The following is a 15581-nucleotide window of genomic DNA, read 5'->3' as shown; positions in this document are numbered from 1 at the left end:
ACAAATCGATTATGCAAAAACAATTATCCGAAAAGATTAAATTCCCTCGAACGGACATCGCTCTTCTTCCGAATCATTCCGGCATCATTTCCTATGCGGACGTAGTCTCCGCGATTCGTCTCGCGGTTTTGCCGAAGGATAAACTTTCCAAACAGATCGTGTTCGCTTCCGTAGTCGGAGCGTTGAAAGGTTTTCAGGAAAGGGATTTGAAACCGTTTCATACCAATCATAAATATATTTTCGCGGAGTTGGGTTCCGAGGTTTTACAAACCGTACAAGTTTCCGGTTCGATCGAGAATTTTTCCGAAGAGGATCGAATCAAACTTCTCAAAGATTCTTTCGAGTACGGAATCCGCAAAGTCTATCACTTCGAATGGAAACTTTACACTTCCAGAGAAATTTATTAAAACGAAATCAGAAACGGAGAAGTATTTCTTTGCGAAAGAAATCCCGCGAAAACCTTAAACCGCGTAAAATAGAATTCCCGCAAAGCTGATGAGTACGACCGCTTCCAAAATTCCCACGCCGACGTTTTGATCCCGACTGATTTCCTCTTTTAAAGTGCTTCCCGGCAAAATTACCGCGTCCGTCAAAAGACGTACGGCCGGAATTACGATCAATCCAAGCACGAAATCCAAAAAGATCTGGAACAAAGTGTGTTCCATGGAAATCGGATCCTTATGAAGCGCCCTCGCGATGATGATTCCAAGCGCGACTAACGCGCCGCTGTAGGAAATCCCGGAGGCGAGATTCTCCTTTTCCTTCAGTTCCACATCCAAAGAATACGGAACGATCTTACGATACGCGAGCGTAAAGAGGATCAAAGCGATTTGTCCGATCGAAAAAAACAAAACTCCGAGCGTGGTTCCGTCCAAAAGTTTTTGAACCGGTTCCAAAAGCCCAAGATCCTTCCAGATCGGGAACGCAAGTCCCGCGTTGTCCCCGCTTAAGGAAGCCGCAATGATGATCGAAGACGCGATGCTACTTCCGAAAACGACCGCGCCCACGGCTACATTCTTACCCGAATAAACGAGTTCGTTAAAATCCAAACTTCGAAAGATCACCTTATCGTTGATAAAGTAGGAAAGGTTCAAAAGAAGAATTCCGAGAATGCCGTAGTATAAAACTTGAAAACAATCCGAGATAAAATCCGTTCCGGGGGAAGATAGAATGACGAGAAGAATCAAAGTGAGTCCGAGATAATAACCGGACAAACCCGAAGAGACCGCCGTGTTGTTGTTGACTATGATTTCGTGATCGAGATCGCCGGGTTCGATCCAATCCTTGATTTTTTTACCGATGTAAAAGAGAACAAAACTGATTAAAAAAAATACGGCGTCTCTACCCAAAGCGCTCAGATAACCAAGTACTGTTTCCATGACACCAGCTTACCCCGATACGGTTAAAATTTCATAGCCTTTTTCGGTGACGAGAATCGTGTGCTCGAATTGAGCGGACCACTTGTTGTCCTTTGTGGTTACGGTCCAATGGTCTTCTTTGGAGAAGTTGACTTGCCAAGTTCCGAGGTTGACCATCGGCTCGATCGTAAAGATCATACCGGGTTCGAGCTTTGCAAGTTTTCGATTCTGACGAAAGTGAGGGATCTGAGGATCTTCGTGAAAACCTCTTCCGATTCCGTGTCCCATCAAATCGCGAACGATTCCGTATCCTTTCGGAGTGAGAAAATCGTCGATCGCATTCGCAATATCGTGTACTCGGTTGCCGGGTTTGACTTGTTCGATGCCGATATACATCGCTCTTTCCGTATCCTTCACGAGGGTTTCCACTTCGGGGAGCGTCTTGCCGCCTACGATGAACGTACGGGAAGAATCACCGTGATAGCCGTCCAAAAGAGGAGTCACATCGATATTGATGATATCCCCTTCCTTTAGAACATCCGTCGCTTTTGGAATCCCGTGACATACGACTTGATTCACGGAAGTACAGATCGATTTAGGAAATCCTTTGTAACCGAGCGGAGCGGATTTTGCTCCGTGCTTTTTGGTAAACTCCTCGCAAAGATCGTTCAACTGCAACGTCGAAACGCCGGGCAGAACGTATGCGGAAATGTAATCCAAAAGTTTAGCGGCCAGTTTCCCAGCCGCTCTCATTTTTTCGATTTCGCTCTTGTTTTTGATGAAGATCAAATCGAATTAGAAATCAGTCGGGCGAACCGTACTTCTTTTGTTGGATTCAGTACGTTTCACTGCGTCATCGATCAGTTGGTGAATCTTCTCATTCAAACCGTCAATCGCGTCTCCGGAAGTCATAAATCCTTTAGACTTGATGTAAGCCTTTACTTTGCTCGTTACGATCAGGGTTTCCTTTTCGACATTCTTTCCAGCCATTGAGTTCTTCCTCTCTGTCTTAGTTTTCTTCTTTTGTGCCATCTTCAATATTGCTCCGGTTCACGGTCGTCCAGTTTGTTTTTGTTCCGTTTTCGGTTCCAGTTTGCATTCTTTTCAGAAACCCGGAAAAAGAACAACCTTTTAGAACTTTCCCCTTTGCGACCTTACCTTTGTTTTAAAAAAAATGATACCATAACTTAGAAAATGAGACATAGAGCTCAAGTTACGCGCCGTCAAGAAATATTTCATTTCTTCTTAACGGACTCGCTTTGTAGAATCGTATTCACAAGACCCGTCTCTAAGTTTAGTTTTTCGGCGATGGTTTCGGCCGGCCATTGAAAGTTGTGATAGAGATTCAACACCGTGGCCTTCTTCCTTTGGATCAGATGATCCTTGGAAGAATCCTTCGACTTGCTCGAAGAAGGATTTCCTTCCGTAACCGCGCCTACCGCGTCCAAGAAACCCGAAAGTTTTTCGAACTTGTCGTCCGCTTCGCTCAAAAGACCTTCGAGGTCTTCCTTCACAACGATCGCACCGGCTTTCAAATCTTCCATACGATGTTGCAACGTGGAGATCTGTTTGTGTCTTTCGGAAAGATCGACCATAAGGTCTTCGATCTTTTCGAACTTGGCTTCCACGGAACGAATCTCTTCTTTTTTGCGGAACAAGGATTCGATCCGGTCGTCGGTTTTGCGAACGGTTTCCGCGATTTCCTTTTCTCTCGCTTCGAGAATTTCGACGTCGTTTTGAAGAGAATAGAGTTTATTCGTAAGACCTTTAGCCGCTTCCTTATGAGCGTCGGTCTCGTCGAAAAGACCTTTGACTTCTTCGCGAACGGATTCCAAACTTTCGAGTCTTGCGGTAAGATCTCCGAAAGTTTCCTCCATCTCCAGGGCTTTTTCACCCGCTTCGAGAAGTCTCGTAAACGTATCTTCCCAATCGGAAGATCTTCTTTGGAGTTCTTCGAACTCGTTGCGAAGAGAATCGGAAGAATCCTTGATCGAATTCAGAGAATCCAATCTGAGTTTTAAGTCTTCCGTTTCGTTTACGAGAGAATGTTTTATATTTTGAAGTTCGTTTAATTTTTCTTCGATTTCGTTTAACAAAGGAGTTCTTTCGTCCGCTTTGGACAAAAGTTCTTCCATCGTTCGGATATACGAATCGGTTCTTTCGACGATCTCGCTCGCTTTGTGAAAGAGTTCCGCTTTTTCTCCGAGCTCTTCCATCTTATCGGTGATCTCTTCCACGGAAGAACGAAGACTTTCCGATTCTTCCTGAATTTCGGCGATGAGATTTTTCTTAGCGTTGCGAATTTCTTCCAAGTCCCGTTTGAGATCGAGTTGAAGTTCTCTGTATTCTTCCATAGAACCTTTGAACTCTTCCTTACCGGAACGAAGGAATTCTTCGGAAGCGGCTTCCATTTCTCGCAGCTGATTCTGAAGTTGTTTTTGAAAACCCTTCATCTGATCGTCGCTGTCCTTGCGGGAAGCCTTGAGAGAATCTTCTAAATTCTTTTTCACGTCGAGAATGTATTTGCTGATTCTTTCCTCGAGCTGACCCAACTGCAACTGTCCCTTGTCCATAAGAGAAGTAAGTTGTTTAGAAATTTTCGCGTCGATGGTTCCGTTTAAACGACTGATCTTCTCTTCCTGTTTTTCGAAGAAGTCTTCGGCCGAATCGCGCAGACGGTCTAACACGCGTTCGGCGTCTTTGCCCGCATTTTCCAGATTGGATTCCACGCTGGTTCGGATTTTTTCCGCGTGGATTTCGAGAACCTTTTCGTTCTTTTTAACGATCTGTTCCATCTTGTCGATGGTTCCGGAAAATTCTTCCCGAAGAGTCTGGAGAATTTCGTTTCCATCCTCTTTGATGTTACGCAGAGAATCGCCGAGTCTTTCGGAAACGGAATCCCCTTCTTTTTGAAAATTGGTTTTATAACGGGAAACGAATTCTTCGATCCTGTCTTTTTGGATCGCGTATTCGTTTTTAAACTCTTCCAGAAGACCCTTGCCTTCCACATGAACGTCTCCGAGTTTTTCCTGAAGACGACCCATTTGATCCTGAGCGTTCAAACGGATATTGCCCAATTCCTCTTCCCAATAACGGGAAAGATTTTCGAATCTCTGATCGATCTTACGAACTTCCTCGTCCACGGTTCCGGAAAGAAGATCGATCTTCTCTTCCACCTGAGACATCAGATCGCCAGCGCTGGATTCCATCGCGGATTGAAGATCGCCGAGATACGAATCCACATCCTTAATACGACTTGAAATCTGTTTATCCAAAGCGACGATGGATTGTCTCACGGCGTCGAGATCCTGTTGAATGAGAGCGGATCTTTCCGAATGAAGTTTAGAAAGTTCTAAATCGAATTCCTCTTTGAGATTGGAAATTCCGTGGATCGTCTTTTCTTTTGCGTCTTCTCTCGCGGAATCCAAAGCGGAATGAAATTCGCGGAGACCCATGGAAATATCTTTTTTCAAACCGTCCGCGTCGCTGCGAAGATTGCTGCTGATCCGGTTGAATTCTTCCTCGAACGTATCGATCTGACGGAGCAGTTCCGACTTACGTGCGTCCGCTTGGCGGAGAAGTTTGTTTTCCGCTTCCAGATATTTTTCCTGGAAGAATTGAATCGATTCGTTGATCGATTCCGCCTGACGTCTTGTTTCGTTTAAGATTTCGTCGCGACGGGTCATGGTTTCCAAACTCATCCCTTCGATTTCTCTTCGAATCGAATCGACTTCGAGTTTGACACCGTTGATAAACGCCTCTTTGGAATGAGTGACCTGTTCGAGAATTCGATCCAGTTTTTCCTGAGCGGATTTTTCCGCAAGTCTCGCCATCTCTTCGAGTTTGCGATCCGCCGCTTCCGCTTTTTCTTCCACACGGGAATCCAAACGTTCGAGTTTATCGCTTACGGTTAAGAATACGGTTTGCAACTTTTCGGATCTTAGATCCAAATCCTCTTCTTTATGACGGATGGTTTCGAATAAGGAAGAAATTTCGGAACGAAGTTGTTCGATTCTTCCCACGGAATCACGCATTAGAGAATTGGAATGTGCATCCAAACTGTCTCTGTAGTTTGCGGCGATCGAATTCAGACCTTGATCGATCTTATCGTTTTTGATTTCTAAAAGTTCTTCGAGCTCCACGATTTTGGAAGCGAGAGATTGTAAAAGTTCGTCCGAACGAAGATTGACCTTATCGGTAAACACTTCGAGGATCGCTTCCGCTTCGGATCTTAGATCCAAAATCTTTTGATCCAGAAGTTGAATTTCTTTTTTACCGGACTCCATACGCAGAAGTCCCTGTTGAATCGCGTTGGATTCTTCCCGAATATCCGAGGAAAGTTGCACTACTTCTTTCAAATCGCGCGCGACGGAATCCAAAAAGTCGCGGTTGGTTTTGATGGAATCCAGAAGTTGTCTGGATTCTTCATTGAGAGCGTGAACGTCGTTTGCGAGTTTGCGCGTTTGTTTGAGGCTGATTTCTAAATCGATTCCTGCGTCTTTTACGAATTGGATTTTTTCAAGAGCGATGTCGTTTAACTCGTCTTGAACTTTTCCCGTAAAACGTTTGATCTGACTGAGTTTATAGTTGGATTTATCCAGCCTTCGAAGAAGGATTGTAATTCCTACGCTGGCTATAAACGGCAGGAGTAATTCTATTCCCATTGAATTTTGTTTACCATAGACACAATTTTTCCGGAAACATTATGTCTCATCAAATTACGATTGACTATTGGAAAGATCGTAAAAAGAGCAAGAAAAAATTAAATTATGCTTAAAAAAAAGCCTTATTCCGGCTTTTCGTCGGTTTATGACGCAGTTATGAAGGACGTCCAGTACGGACGTTGGTCGGAATTCATTCTCTCTTCGTACGCGGGTCAGACCGGAAATATTCTTCCGAAAACCGTTTTGGATTTGGGTTGCGGAACCTGCAAACTCTGGGAAGAATTTCCCGAAATCATCCAATGCACCGGAATCGATTCCAGCTCGGAAATGCTCGAAATTGCGAGAAAAAAGCCGATTTCAGGAGAATTGATTCAGGCCGATCTTCAGGATTTTGATTTAAAAAATCGCAAATTCGATCTCATTCTTTCCACACACGATTCGTTGAATTACTTGAACGACGAGAAAGAACTGAAAAAAGTTTTTTCCAAAATTCGATCGCACTTGAACCCGGACGGACTTTTCTTTTTCGATCTAAGTAGCCTCTACAACTTTAAGAATCACTTCGACGGTCATACTTTTGTGGAAAGAATCGGAGACTACAAAATCCGATGGATCAATCGGTTTTTGGAAGAATCGAACGTATTGGAATCCACTCTCACCTTCTCTCACAGAAAATTAGAGGAAGAATTTTCGGAAGTTCACAGACACAGATACTTCCCAAGAAATACGATTCGAATTCTTTTAGAAGAATGCGGACTGATTCTTTTGGAAGAAGGTTCCGATTATGAAGAATGGAACCTGAGGGAAGACGCGTCACTTGTAAATTATCTTTGCCGAAGTACGGAAATTAATTTACGAAATCGATGATATTTATCATCTTCTTCAGATCGTAAAGTGCTTCGTCTACTCCGTTAGCGCGCGTATTTAAGGGAAAGATCATATGTCAAAATTCAAAATAGAAGGCAAGTTCGGTAAAGTTGCAATCGATACTCCGGTAATCGACGGTTATGATAAAATCTTCGACGAGGTGACAAGAACCGCGTCCACAGGTTCCATGACCGAAGTGGAATTTTCGGTCGACCCGGTTAAGAAGATCACTTCGAGCGGAATCGCCAAACTCTTAACCGTAAAGAACATGATGGACAACTACGGAGTGAAGATGAAGATTAAAAATCTAAGCGCGGATCTTTTGGAAGTCTTAAAGAAATTCAAAGTGGACGGTAAACTCGGTCTTTAGTCTTTCCGTTTCGAAAAACGATTGCCGCTCTCGACGAGATTCGGGAACTCTGTGATTAATCCCAATGGGAACGATTTCCGTCAGTCAACTCGCCAAGTTTTATCCGGGAAAGATCGCGGTTTCCGGTCTTAGTTTTGAAATTCCCCAAGGAAGAATCACGGGCCTGCTCGGCCCGAACGGCGCGGGTAAAACCACAACTCTCAAACTTCTCACCGGTTCCTTACATCCGAACGAAGGAAGAATCCTTTACGACGGTCTTGATTTTTTCGAAAACAAAATCGAGATTCAAAAAAAGATCGGTTATCTTCCGGAATCCTCTCCCATCTATTTCGATCTTACCGTTTACGAATATCTTTCCTTTTTGGGAAAAGCGAAAGGAGCGGATCAGAATCTTAAAGAAAGAATCGATTTCGTATTAACGTTGTTGAGGTTGGAATCCGTCGTCTACAATCCGATTCACTTTCTTTCGAAAGGTTTTAAACAAAGGGTTTCTTTGGCGGGAACCCTCATTCAAGATCCTGAATATATCATTTTGGACGAACCGAGCTCGGGTCTGGATCCGCTTCAAATCGCCGAACTCAAGGATTTAATTCGTACATTAGGAAAACGGAAAACGATTTTGTTTTCCTCGCACGTACTCAAGGAAGTGGAAGACATCTGCGATCATATTCTCGTGTTGTCCGAAGGAAAATTGATCGCGGATTCCTCGATCGCGTCCGTGTCGAAGGGACAAGGTTGTTTGATTCTTGCGGAAACCGATTTGAATTCTTTAAAAACGTTTTTTGCAAACGACAAATCCCCGATCTATGAGATCGTTCAAACCGGAAAAACAGAAGATTCGTTTCGAGAATTTAGAATCCATTCCGCAAATTCCCGTCCCGAAGAAATCTTTCAGATTCTGAGAACCGCTCCGTTTCAAATCAGATCCTTTGCTCCGGAAAAGAATTCCTTGGAATCCGTTTTCGAGTCCTTAACCTTACAACGATAAGATGAAACTTACCGAATCGATCCGAAACTTTTTTTTCAATCTCCGAACGGTGTGTCGGAAAGAAATTTCCGTTTACTTCAATTCTCCTGTGGGAACGATCTTCGCTTCCTTCTTTTTATTCTTAACCTCGTTTTTATTCTTTTTCGGTTTGGGAGAAGGTTCTTTTTGGGATTTTAAATCCGCGAGTATGGAAGAATACTTTTTATACGTTCCGGTTTTATACGTGATTTTTATTCCCGCTCTTTCCATGCGTCTTTGGTCCGAAGAGGAACGTTCGGGCACCTTGGAAATTCTTTTCTCACTTCCGTTCAGCGACTTGGAATTGATTCTTGGAAAATTTTTTGCGGCTTGGAGCTTTTTGGGATTCGTTCTTTCGTTTACGTTTTTGATTCCGGGAACGATTCTTTATCTCGGCGATTTGGATTTTGGAACCGTAGCCGTCGGTTATTTCGGAATTTTTCTTTTGGGCGGTGCCAATCTTGCGCTCGGAAGTTTTGTTTCTTCTTTGACCAAGGATCAAATCGTTTCGTATCTGCTCGGTGTGATTTTTTGTCTTTTGTTTTTTCTTTCCGGTTTCAGGCCGGTTCTTCAGTTTTTAGGCGCCGGTCTCGGAAACGCTTTCGCCTTTTTTTCCCTATCCAAACATTTCGAACCGTTTCGTCTGGGAATTCTGGACGGAAGAGAGGTTTTCTTCTATCTGAGTTTCATTCTATTTGTCGTATATTCCAATGTTCTTATATTGAGGTCGAAACGATGATTTCGCATATAAGAACGTTTTTGATCCGATACAACAAAAACCGTTGGTTTATGTTTTCGCAGGCTCTTGTTCTATTCCTTCTTTGCAACGGAATCGTTTCAAAATTCAACTGCAAAAAGGATTTATCCGAATCGGGTCGGTTCGAAATCTCGGAAAGCACAAAAAAAGTTTTTCAAAACCTACATTCTCCCCTGTACATAGACGCCTATTATTCCTCTCAAATCCCGAGCGAATACAAGGTTCGCCTGGATCTTACCAAAGAATTGTTAAGCGAAATGGCTTCCGTGGGAGGTTCGAACATAATATTACGTTTTCATGATCCAGATCTTTCGGCTCAGGAACAAAAAAAAGCGAGTGAAGCAGGAATTCAACCGCAGATTTTGGAAAGAACGGAACGAGGTTCTTCCCAGATCAAACAGGTCTTTCTCGGAATCACCTTAACCTTGGGGACCCAAAAGGAAACGCTCCCCGTTGCGTTTTACGCGGAAGAAATCGAATATCAAATTCTGACCACACTTCGAAAGATGATTCGCAAACCGAGCGATGCCGAGGTTGCGATTCTTTCCGTTCCCGGAAGTTTATCTACGACGTCATCGGGACCGGAGATCGGAAAGGATACGATCGGAATTTTTACGAATCAGATTCTAAAAGAAGAATACGGAATTCTTCCCGAGATAAAACTCGAAGAGGAAACGATTCCGGAAGGAATTCGGACGTTACTCTGGATCGGAGGCGGATCACTTTCCGAAATCGCATCGTATCAACTCGATCAGTTTTTGATGAGAGGCGGAAACCTAATTCTTCTTTATAAATCCATGGACTTTCGCTTGGAATCCCCCAATCGGGAAGAAGGAATCGGAATGGACGCGGTCGGCGCGGGAATCGCAAAACCGGCCTCGGGTGCGGAGGAACAAAATAGACTTTTCGAATATTACGGTTTTAGAATCAACACAAACCTGACATTCGATCTAAACCATTCCCTTTCGATCGGCTCCTTGATGGAAGTGGAACCCGGAGTAATCGGAAGATATCCGTATCCTCCCTGGATCGTGGCCGCTCATTCCGAAAAAATGTTAAGCGACACGAATCCGTTTACGAAATCCATGAGAGGCCTGCTTCTTCCTTGGGTTTCAAGCGTCGATCTATTTCCCGAAAAACAACCCAAGGTGAGAATGGAACCGATTTTATTTTCCACAGAAGAAGCGGAGATTCGCTCCGCCATCGTAGCTCTGGGAGAAAAACAAATCTTTTCGACTCCGTTTCAGTCGAACCATCAAAGAATCGTTTTAGGCGCGGTTCTGGAAGGAAGATTCAAGAGCGCGTTCCAATCGGCGCCGAACCTTCCGAAAACATTCCAAAAAACGAATGTATTTTTAAACGAAACTTCGGAGGAAAAAACCTCGAGAATTCTCGCGATCGGATCGCCCTATCTCGTTTCCGATCTTTTGGTTTACCCGGAAACGAGGGAAATGTATCAAGAATCGAACATTCCGTTTTTATTAAACGCGATCGACATCGCCAACGGAGATTCGGATCTGATCCAAATTCGGAGCAAAAAATCGGCGATTTTAAAACTAAAACCGTTCACACAAACCGAAAAAATCACATTCAGTTTTCTGAATCTATTCGGAATTCCTCTCCTGCTCGGGTTGTATATCTTTTTGAGAATCCGCAACCGCAATTCTCGGCAAAATAAAACGGCAAGAGAAACACAGTGAAAGCGGTTGTGAAATTTTACGATTTTTTACGGAAACTCTTTCGGGAAGAAACGGCCTTATTTTTGATTCTTTGCAATTTATTCTTAGGTGCGATTTATCTTTCCGTTTCCAATCCGTTCGGATTGTTTCAAAAAAATTATCAAAACGCGGATCCATTCTTCCCATTTAAAACGGACGACGTGGAAAGAATTCAAATCGGCAGAAAAGGACACGAAACCGTTCTCCAAAAAAACGGTGCAACATGGTCCGTTCAAATCCGGGATACACAAGCGCGGCCCGACGTAAAAAAGATCGTTTCATTTTTAAATTCCATATTAAGAATCCGTAAATTTACAAAAATCGCGTCTTCTTCCGATTCATCCGATTTCGGTTTAAACGGAGAAGAATTAAAACTCGAGATCCAAAGTTCCTCAGGAGAAATCGGCAGACTGGACATAGGAGTCGGCGATCGATCCTCGAACGGAACCTTCGTTCGTATTCCGGAAACCGGAGAAGTTTGGCTTGTAGAAGAAAATCTCAACCAGCTTGCGGGAAGAGGGAACGAAAACTTCTTCTTTTCAAGTTTGTTGTTGCCTGAAGAAATTAGTATTCAAGAAATTCATACTATTCTAATACAGATAAGCGGCAAAAAGAACCTTCGTCTTGAAATCGAACAAAACGCGCCCGGACGATGGAAACCGATCCGAACGGAACCTCTTCTTTGTCCGGGAGAGGATTGTTCCGAGATTGTTTCCAAAATTCTTTCCCTCAAAGCGGAACGAATTTTAAAAAAACCGTTTCTGGAAAAGTCGATTCCACTTTCCCCCCAAGAGCGATTTCAAATCGAAATCCGTTTCGCTTCGGGCCGAGATGAAATCTTGCATTGGGAATGGATCGGAAACACGACCGAGAAAGAACCGATTTTTCGAGTCGATTCCGATCGAATCTTATACCTGATCGATCCTCGTTTTTTAAAAGAATTCGGAGAAGCTCGAAATCTGAGGGAGTTCTTCCGCGAATCGAACGATCCTTTTTGACGCAAATCTGGCTCCTGGAACCCTTTCGATTCTCTATTGACAGTTCAAGGGCTTCCAATTTCATTTCATAAGAAATCTAAAACTTAGGACGAAAGCATGGCTTTGATCGAAGAATTTGAATCTCAGGGGAATTTTTTATTTCGTTGGAGATCTTATATCCCCGGAATCATTTTGATTCTCTGCATCGGACTTTTGCCCTTCTATCAATTTCCAGGCAATTCTTATACCTATCATCTTTACTATCAATCGATCTGTTTAGCGATCAGTCTTTTGGGTCTTTTCGTGCGTTGTTTCGTGATCGGTTACGCTCCGGCGAGAACCTCGGGAAGAAACACGAAAGAACAAGTCGCGGACTTGGTGAACCAAGAGGGAATTTATTCTTTAATCCGACATCCTTTGTATTTGGGAAATTTTTTGATGTATCTCGGAGCGGTTCTTTTTCTTAAGAATTTTTTGATCGCTTCCGTTTTCATTCTTTTCTTCTGGGTATATTACGAAAGAATTATGTTTGCGGAAGAACAATTCTTACGTAAAAAATTCGGAGAAGCGTATCTTTCCTGGGCGAACACGATTCCCGCTTTTATTCCTAAGTTCAGCGGTTACAAAAAACCCGCTCTCGGATTTTCCATTCGCAATATTATCAAAAGAGAATATCCGAGTCTTTTCGGAATCTTAGTGATCTTCAGCGTTTTCGATTTAGTCGCGGTTTATTTTAACGAGCCGGTGAGCAATCTTTTAGAAGCGATTCGACTTCCGCAGATCATTTTGTTCGGAGGCGGTTTGGTTTTTTATCTCATCGTAAGAATCATCGTCAAAACCACAAAACTTTTACATGTAGAGGGTCGTTAAGCGACCCATAGGGAGCTTAGCGGTTAAAGTCCGCGTTTGCCCCCGAACATTCTCATATAAATCAATACAAAATCGATCCATCTTGTCGGAACAGTTCCTTCAAGATGGATTTGACTTCATTCAGTTTTTCTGATATACGGAAAAATCCCGGAACGGCTCCCACAAGGCCCGCCTCCACCACCCAAATTCGGGAGGGGGCCGCAAGTTTTCACGATCGAACGTCGGTGGAACCCAAGCTCTTGTTTACTTCGAAAACGTCTGGGAAGAATTTTCCAAATACGATTTGAGGTGATTCGTTTCTCTCGTAAAAAAAACGGGAACCGGATAATTGGCCTTGGAAGGAATCAAAACGATCCCTTCATCGAAAAAAAGAATCTTTTCGATTTCCGAAAAAGAATATTTATAACTGCTGTTCAACGCTTCGAAACAAAGAGAATCCCGACTTTCGTTCAAGCGGCCCGGACCCACTCGTTTTAAACTCTTCAGTTTGTCCGGACTCAATTCTTCTTTTTTGTTCGCGAGCTTTTCGTATGGAAGTTCCCGGCCTTGATCCAAATAAAGAATTCCTTCGATTTCAAACCGAATCTCTCTCACTTCTTCTTCCGGACGTTTTTGTTCTGCGGCAAAGGAGAATTTAGGAGATTCTTCCAAAACTTCTATTCCGGAATGGGAAGAATGAGAGGAAAGTTCCGTCTCCGAAAATTCTTCCTCGATGGAAGAAACTTCTTCGTATTCGGGCGCGGCGTTATAAGACGAACTCGGTTCAGCGGATCGATTTTGTTTCGGGATTCTTCTTCCTTCCACGAACAGATTTTCCAGATGTTTCTGTTTTTCGATCTGGTCCAGGCTCGGCGCGCGCTTGGAAGAAGCTAAAATTTCGGCGCCTTTTCGAGGGTTGGGTCTCGAAATCAGATGCTCGTTTTCCGAGCCCGCGTTTCGAGGACTTCGGGAACCGGACTTAAATCCAAACCGGTCCCCGCCCGAAGAAGGATTCGGGTTCAGAGAGACATAGATAAAACAAAGAAGTCCCACGAGAATCAGTGCGATTGCGATAAAGAGCATCATTTTATGTATCTGTCGTTTGGGCGGGTTTCTGAAGCGTTTTTCTCACTTTTCTCCTTTACAGAAATATTCCTTCACAAACCCTTTCAAGTTTACAGATACAATCATGGAATTAGAAAACGTTTCTCTCAAAGACAAGATCATTCGCGCGGTCGTCGCCTTCTTTCTTTTTATCCTTGTCGGTGGTTTGATCATCACCTTTCTTCCGGGAGACGCCGAAAAAAGCTTTTTCGACGTGATCGCCGGTCGTTCCAATCTCAACGCCGGAAAAATCGGCGAATTCTCCATCCCGATGGACTATTATCAAGCGGCTCGAAGAGATTGTTTTTTCCAATACAGAAACATTGCCCCTTCTCTCGCAGAAGATCCTTCGACGCTCCAATCCTGCGCGTTTCAAACGATTCGCAGTTTGGTCGTAACACAACAGATTGCATCGGCCACGGGATTCTCCGTTTCCGAAACCGGAATTCGAGAAGAACTTTCCGACGAAGCCCGTAGAATTTATAGAGAATCCGTAAACGGCGCCGGATATTCCGACGAAGACGTTCGCAAACCTGAAGCGATTTATAAGCAGATTCTTAACTCCGCTCCGATGCAGTATAGAATCGATCGTAAGAATGCGAGCGGTCTCTATGATTCTCTTTTGAACTCGGATCTTAAGAAAACCGACGGAGAAATCACGCTTCAAAAAGAATCCACCTCGGCTCGGGTTCAACTCCGAATCGTCACTTATACCGACGATCAACTTTCCAAACTTGCGGAAAAAGAAGCTCCCGTTTCCGACGAAGTTCTTCGCGCCAAATATGAAAACGAAAAGAAAGACGGAAAACTTCCGAAAAACAAGGACGGAAAAGAAGTCAGCTTCGAGGAAAGAAAAAATTTCCTAAAAAGCAAACTCCTTCTCGAAACCCGTTCCAAGTCCCAGGAAGAATGGAAGGGAAAACTCAAAAATCTGCAACAGGAACCGGACGGACTTCAAAAGATCGCGGCCTTGTTAGGTGTAAGCGTTCAGGATTTTAAGGACCAATCCCTTTTGAACCTTTGGGAACTTAAGTCCGGAAACCAAAACATTCGCCTTGGAAACAATACGCAATTCCTTAAAGATTTGACAACCGTAGCATTTGGGTCTAAAAAAGTCGGCGGCCCTTACAGAGAATCCGAAAAAAATGTTTTTGTAGAATTCGCTTCCTTGGAAATCGATTCGTCTAAAATCAATAATTCCCAGGGACCCGATTTGAGAGACAATCCGAACCTGATGAACGGGTTCGTTATGGAAATCAGTCAGGCGCTTCAGGAAAAATACCCGATTGAACGAAGGATCGGTCAAAAGGCAGAAGAATAATGCAAATCCGGGCTGAACTGGTAAACCCCTTTCTCGAAGCCGCAACGATCGTTTTTAGAGACGTTTTGAAAACGGATTTAATCCGTGGGAAGATCGGAATCAAGGATAGCCCAGAAACCAATCTCGAACTTTCCATCGTGATCGGCGTAATCGGAACCTTCAACGGAGAAGTCGTCTACGGATTGAATTACGACGCGGCTTACAAGATCGCCGGGGTTCTGATGCCGGGAATGAGCGATCAGGATATCAAAAACGAATACAAGGATATTCTGGGTGAAATCGCGAACATGACCACGGGGAACGCGATGAACATCTTCGCGACTTCGGGACAATCGATCGAAATTACGGCTCCGAACATCATCGATTCCAAAAACGAAACATTAAAGATTCCTAAAAAACCTTCTTTGGGAATCAGTCTGTTTTCCAAGTTCGGAAAATTAGACGTAAACGTATCTCTTACTTGAATTTCGAAAGCGATTCTTTGAATTATTGCTTCTTATAGAAAGCAATTCAAACAAAAGGCAACGAAGCGTTGCCTTTTGTTTCTCAGCGAAGCCGATGAATGCGACCGATCGAATGACTTATAAAAA

At 43.6% G+C, this 15581-nt stretch carries 15 protein-coding genes; 10 read left to right on the top strand and 5 right to left on the bottom strand.

What is annotated here, in order from left to right:
* Positions 1–11 precede the first annotated feature (11 nt).
* Entirely contained in the window at positions 12–407 is a 396-nt protein-coding gene (locus LEP1GSC052_RS04570; RefSeq protein ID WP_010574645.1) for an LIC_11502 family protein, read from the top strand.
* Positions 408–461: 54 nt separating this feature from the next.
* Here the strand turns inward: LEP1GSC052_RS04570 and LEP1GSC052_RS04565 are convergent, their stop codons facing one another.
* From LEP1GSC052_RS04565 to LEP1GSC052_RS04550, 4 genes are all read right to left on the bottom strand, one after another.
* Positions 462–1379: a DUF350 domain-containing protein gene (locus LEP1GSC052_RS04565; protein ID WP_020985828.1), complete on the bottom strand. Its 918-nt coding sequence runs from the start codon at positions 1377–1379 to the stop codon at positions 462–464.
* Between the two features lie 9 nt (positions 1380–1388).
* Positions 1389–2147, bottom strand: a complete 759-nt coding sequence (map, locus tag LEP1GSC052_RS04560) for a type I methionyl aminopeptidase (protein WP_010574643.1) — start codon at positions 2145–2147, stop codon at positions 1389–1391.
* 6 nt (positions 2148–2153) lie between these two features.
* A complete protein-coding gene (locus tag LEP1GSC052_RS04555; protein WP_003008197.1) occupies positions 2154–2348 on the bottom strand; it encodes a hypothetical protein in 195 nt (64 codons plus the stop codon).
* Positions 2349–2593: 245 nt separating this feature from the next.
* Positions 2594–6022 (bottom strand): SpiroCoCo family coiled-coil protein, encoded by a 3429-nt coding sequence (locus LEP1GSC052_RS04550; RefSeq protein WP_020985640.1) that lies wholly within the window; start codon positions 6020–6022, stop codon positions 2594–2596.
* Between the two features lie 105 nt (positions 6023–6127).
* Here LEP1GSC052_RS04550 and LEP1GSC052_RS04545 point away from each other — a divergent pair, with 105 nt between their 5' ends.
* The 7 genes from LEP1GSC052_RS04545 (at position 6128) to lmtA (ending at position 12587) form a co-directional block, all read left to right on the top strand.
* On the top strand, positions 6128–6889 hold the full coding sequence (locus tag LEP1GSC052_RS04545; protein WP_020986644.1) for a class I SAM-dependent DNA methyltransferase: 762 nt from the start codon (positions 6128–6130) through the stop codon (positions 6887–6889).
* Positions 6890–6962: 73 nt separating this feature from the next.
* Positions 6963–7259: an anti-sigma factor antagonist gene (locus tag LEP1GSC052_RS04540; RefSeq protein WP_010574639.1), complete on the top strand. Its 297-nt coding sequence runs from the start codon at positions 6963–6965 to the stop codon at positions 7257–7259.
* 64 nt (positions 7260–7323) lie between these two features.
* Positions 7324–8247: an ABC transporter ATP-binding protein gene (locus LEP1GSC052_RS04535; RefSeq protein ID WP_010574638.1), complete on the top strand. Its 924-nt coding sequence runs from the start codon at positions 7324–7326 to the stop codon at positions 8245–8247.
* A gap of 1 nt (position 8248) precedes the next feature.
* Positions 8249–9004, top strand: a complete 756-nt coding sequence (locus LEP1GSC052_RS04530; RefSeq protein ID WP_020986061.1) for an ABC transporter permease — start codon at positions 8249–8251, stop codon at positions 9002–9004.
* Positions 9001–10722, top strand: coding sequence for a GldG family protein (locus LEP1GSC052_RS04525; protein ID WP_010574636.1), 1722 nt, complete (start codon positions 9001–9003; stop codon positions 10720–10722). The genes LEP1GSC052_RS04530 and LEP1GSC052_RS04525 overlap by 4 nt, the downstream gene beginning before the upstream one ends.
* Positions 10719–11738 carry a DUF4340 domain-containing protein gene (locus tag LEP1GSC052_RS04520; protein WP_010574635.1) on the top strand — a complete coding sequence of 340 codons (1020 nt, stop codon included), beginning with the start codon at positions 10719–10721 and terminating at the stop codon, positions 11736–11738. The genes LEP1GSC052_RS04525 and LEP1GSC052_RS04520 overlap by 4 nt, the downstream gene beginning before the upstream one ends.
* A 96-nt stretch (positions 11739–11834) precedes the next feature.
* Positions 11835–12587, top strand: a complete 753-nt coding sequence (lmtA, locus tag LEP1GSC052_RS04515) for a lipid A Kdo2 1-phosphate O-methyltransferase (RefSeq protein WP_010574634.1) — start codon at positions 11835–11837, stop codon at positions 12585–12587.
* Between the two features lie 243 nt (positions 12588–12830).
* On the opposite strand, the gene LEP1GSC052_RS04510 is transcribed toward lmtA, so the two are convergent.
* Positions 12831–13652, bottom strand: a complete 822-nt coding sequence (locus tag LEP1GSC052_RS04510) for an LIC_11490 family protein (RefSeq protein ID WP_010574633.1) — start codon at positions 13650–13652, stop codon at positions 12831–12833.
* A 103-nt stretch (positions 13653–13755) separates the two neighbouring features.
* Between LEP1GSC052_RS04510 and LEP1GSC052_RS04505 the strand changes: the two genes are divergently transcribed.
* Together LEP1GSC052_RS04505 and LEP1GSC052_RS04500 are read left to right on the top strand one after the other, a co-directional pair.
* Positions 13756–14991, top strand: coding sequence for a hypothetical protein (locus LEP1GSC052_RS04505; protein ID WP_020985864.1), 1236 nt, complete (start codon positions 13756–13758; stop codon positions 14989–14991).
* Entirely contained in the window at positions 14991–15455 is a 465-nt protein-coding gene (locus LEP1GSC052_RS04500; protein WP_010574631.1) for a chemotaxis protein CheX, read from the top strand. The genes LEP1GSC052_RS04505 and LEP1GSC052_RS04500 overlap by 1 nt, the downstream gene beginning before the upstream one ends.
* The last annotated feature ends 126 nt before the right edge of the window (positions 15456–15581 follow it).

Origin of the sequence: Leptospira kmetyi serovar Malaysia str. Bejo-Iso9 (genome assembly GCF_000243735.2) — a bacterium.
GTDB lineage: Bacteria > Spirochaetota > Leptospiria > Leptospirales > Leptospiraceae > Leptospira > Leptospira kmetyi.
Note: the sequence above shows the minus strand (reverse complement) of the source record. Positions and strands in the feature narration are given on the sequence as shown.

What these genes read in the sequence shown, in the direction of transcription:
- LEP1GSC052_RS04565 (WP_020985828.1), bottom strand. Translation starts at nt 1,379, where the DNA reads ATGGAAACAGTACTTGGTTATCTGAGCGCTTTGGGTAGAGACGCCGTA.
- lmtA (WP_010574634.1), top strand. Translation starts at nt 11,835, where the DNA reads ATGGCTTTGATCGAAGAATTTGAATCTCAGGGGAATTTTTTATTTCGT.
- LEP1GSC052_RS04545 (WP_020986644.1), top strand. Translation starts at nt 6,128, where the DNA reads ATGCTTAAAAAAAAGCCTTATTCCGGCTTTTCGTCGGTTTATGACGCA.
- LEP1GSC052_RS04570 (WP_010574645.1), top strand. Translation starts at nt 12, where the DNA reads ATGCAAAAACAATTATCCGAAAAGATTAAATTCCCTCGAACGGACATC.
- LEP1GSC052_RS04525 (WP_010574636.1), top strand. Translation starts at nt 9,001, where the DNA reads ATGATTTCGCATATAAGAACGTTTTTGATCCGATACAACAAAAACCGT.
- LEP1GSC052_RS04550 (WP_020985640.1), bottom strand. Translation starts at nt 6,022, where the DNA reads ATGGGAATAGAATTACTCCTGCCGTTTATAGCCAGCGTAGGAATTACA.
- LEP1GSC052_RS04555 (WP_003008197.1), bottom strand. Translation starts at nt 2,348, where the DNA reads ATGGCTGGAAAGAATGTCGAAAAGGAAACCCTGATCGTAACGAGCAAA.
- LEP1GSC052_RS04505 (WP_020985864.1), top strand. Translation starts at nt 13,756, where the DNA reads ATGGAATTAGAAAACGTTTCTCTCAAAGACAAGATCATTCGCGCGGTC.
- LEP1GSC052_RS04530 (WP_020986061.1), top strand. Translation starts at nt 8,249, where the DNA reads ATGAAACTTACCGAATCGATCCGAAACTTTTTTTTCAATCTCCGAACG.
- LEP1GSC052_RS04510 (WP_010574633.1), bottom strand. Translation starts at nt 13,652, where the DNA reads ATGATGCTCTTTATCGCAATCGCACTGATTCTCGTGGGACTTCTTTGT.
- LEP1GSC052_RS04540 (WP_010574639.1), top strand. Translation starts at nt 6,963, where the DNA reads ATGTCAAAATTCAAAATAGAAGGCAAGTTCGGTAAAGTTGCAATCGAT.
- LEP1GSC052_RS04535 (WP_010574638.1), top strand. Translation starts at nt 7,324, where the DNA reads ATGGGAACGATTTCCGTCAGTCAACTCGCCAAGTTTTATCCGGGAAAG.
- LEP1GSC052_RS04500 (WP_010574631.1), top strand. Translation starts at nt 14,991, where the DNA reads ATGCAAATCCGGGCTGAACTGGTAAACCCCTTTCTCGAAGCCGCAACG.